This window comes from Bradyrhizobium sp. (genome assembly GCF_019242285.1).
In the GTDB taxonomy this organism is placed as follows: domain Bacteria; phylum Pseudomonadota; class Alphaproteobacteria; order Rhizobiales; family Xanthobacteraceae; genus Bradyrhizobium.
Window position 1 is genome coordinate 1 of the sequence record NZ_JAFAVV010000605.1, and the last position, 2,656, is coordinate 2,656.

Consider the following 2,656-nt stretch of genomic DNA (forward strand, 5'->3'; position numbering starts at 1 on the left):
GGGTCAACGGCAAGATCCTCGACCGGCCCGTCGATGTCGGGACCGAGGTGAAGAAAGACCAGCTCCTGGCGCGCCTCGATCCGCAGCAATACCGCCAAGAATTCGAGGTGGCCAAGGCCGAGGTCGCCAAGGCCGAGGCCGAGGTAACACGGAGCCAAGCTCAGGAATACCGCCAGCGCGAACTGCTGAAGAATGGCCACACCACTCAAGTCGCGTATGATCAGGCGCTGAAGACATTCAAGACCGCGCAAGCCCAGCTCGACGCCGCGCGCGCCCGGCAGACCCAGGCCAGCGAGAACCTCGGCTACACAGACCTCAAGGCCGACGCCGACGGCGTCATTTCCGCCATAGGCTCAGATCCGGGGCAGGTCGTCAGCGCCGGACAGATGGTGGCCCGTCTTGCGCAGCCCGGCGAACGCGAGGCGGTGTTCAATATCGCCGAGGGTGCCTTCAAGAACCGCCCGAAGGACCCGACGGTAACGGTTCACCTCGTCAGCAACCCGGAAATCGAGACGGTGGGTACGGTCCGCTACATCTCGCCGCAAGCTGACCCCGCCACTCGCACTTACACCGTACGCGTCTCATTGCCGGAGGCGCCGTCGCAGATGCGGCTCGGCGCCAATGTCGTCGGCACGGTTACCTTGGATCAGGGGGAGACCGTCGCGATACCGGGAAGCGCGCTGTTCCAGAAGGACGGAAAGCCCGCCGTCTGGCTCGTCGAGAAGGACAATACGGTGCAGTTGAAGCCGATCACGGTGCAGCGCTACCAGGGCGACTCGGTCATCGTCGGCGACGGTCTGGCGCAAGGCGACGTGGTCGTTACCGCCGGAGTGCAGAAATTGCTGCCGGGCCAGAAGGTCGCCCTGATGGACGCGGGGACCGTGCAGTGACAGGCTTCAATCTTTCCGAATGGGCGATCAATCACCGCCCTTTCGTCTGGTTTTTGATGATCCTGTTTGTCGTTGCCGGCGTGCTCTCCTACCGGGAGCTCGGGCGAGAGGAGGATCCGTCCTTTTCGATCAAGACAATGCTCGTGCGGACCTACTGGCCGGGCGCGACAATCGATGACACGATGCTGCAGGTCACCGACCGTATCGAGAAGAAACTGCAGGAGACGCCATCGCTCTATTACCTCAAGAGCGAAACTAAGGCTGGGATCTCGACAATCTACGTCAATGTTCTCGACAATACCCCGAAGGAGGCGATCCCGGACGTCTGGTACCAGGTCCGCAAAAAGGTCGCCGACATAAAGGCGACATTGCCGCAGGGCATTGTCGGACCGAGCTTCAATGACGAGTTCGGCGACGTTTTCGGCATTATCTACGCGTTCACGGCCGACGGATTTACGCACCGTGAATTGCGCGACTACGTCGAACGAATTCGCACACAGATATTGACGGTCAAGAATTCGGCGAAAGCGCAGCTGATCGGGGCGCAGAACCAGAAATTCTATCTCGAATTCGACACGCACCAGCTGGCGGGGCTTGGTGTCAGCCGTGACGAGGTGATCCAGAGCCTACAGGAACAGAACGCCGTGACGCCGTCCGGCATCATTCAAACCGGTGTCGAGAGATACGCGATCCGCGTCTCCGGCGCGTTCAATTCGGTAGATGATCTGAAGCGCATCAACCTTTACGCCAATGGCAAATTCTTCCGGCTCGCGGACGTCGCTTCGATCAGCAAAGGGTATTCGGACCCGCCGCAGCCGATGTTCCGGTTCAACGGCGAACCGGCGATCGGGCTCTCCATCTCGATGGCACAGGGCGGCAATAACCTCGTCTTTGGCGAGGCCGTGTCGCACAAGATGGAGCAGATCGTCGCGAAATTGCCGATCGGCGTCGAGGCGCACCTCGTCGCCGACCAGCCGGTTGTCGTCGAGGAAGCGGTCGGCGGTTTCACGAAGGCTCTCTGGGAAGCGATCGCGATTGTCCTCGGCGTCAGCTTCTTGAGCCTCGGCCTCCGCGCCGGCGTCGTCGTCGCGTGCTCGATCCCGCTCGTGCTTGGGATGGTCTTCGTCTACATGGAGTCTTCGGGGATCAGCCTGCAGCGCATCTCCCTGGGCGCGCTGATTATTGCGCTCGGCCTCTTGGTCGACGACGCGATGATCACGATCGAGATGATGGTCAGCCAATTGGAGGCGGGGGTCGACCGCGAGCACTCGGCCACGCATGCCTGGGTGACGACTGCATTTCCAATGCTGACCGGAACCCTCGTCACCGTCGCCGGCTTTGTGCCGATTGGCTTCGCCAAGAGCGGCGCCGGCGAATACTGCTATTCGCTGTTTGCTGTGATCGCCGTTGCGCTATTGGCCTCGTGGATCGTCGCAGTCCTTTTCGCGCCCGTCATAGGCGTCACGATTCTGCCGAAGACGATGAAATCGCACGGCGGCGGCCATGGCGAACCCGGCCGCTTCATGCGGCTGTTTCGCGCGGCCCTTCTGTTTTGCATGCGCGCCCGCTGGCTCGTCATCGCCGCTACGATCGCGTTCTTTGCCGCGTCGCTGTATGGCTACGGCTTTATCCAACAGCAATTTTTCCCTGCTTCTGACCGGCCGGAGCTGGTCATCGATCTTAGTCTCCCTCAGGATTCGTCGATTTACGCAACCGAGCGCGAAGTCGAACGCTTCGAGGGGCTGCTGAAGGGGGACTCCAACATC

The 2,656-nt window shown here is 61.2% G+C and carries 2 protein-coding genes; both read left to right on the top strand.

Annotation, left to right across the window (positions count from 1 at the left end):
* Positions 1 to 890: efflux RND transporter periplasmic adaptor subunit (locus JOY90_RS24700; RefSeq protein WP_291693727.1), on the top strand; the 890-nt coding region annotated here is incomplete at its 5' end.
* Positions 887 to 2,656 (top strand): efflux RND transporter permease subunit (locus JOY90_RS24705; RefSeq protein ID WP_291693728.1); only part of this gene is annotated, 1,770 nt, incomplete at its 3' end. The genes JOY90_RS24700 and JOY90_RS24705, both read left to right, overlap by 4 nt.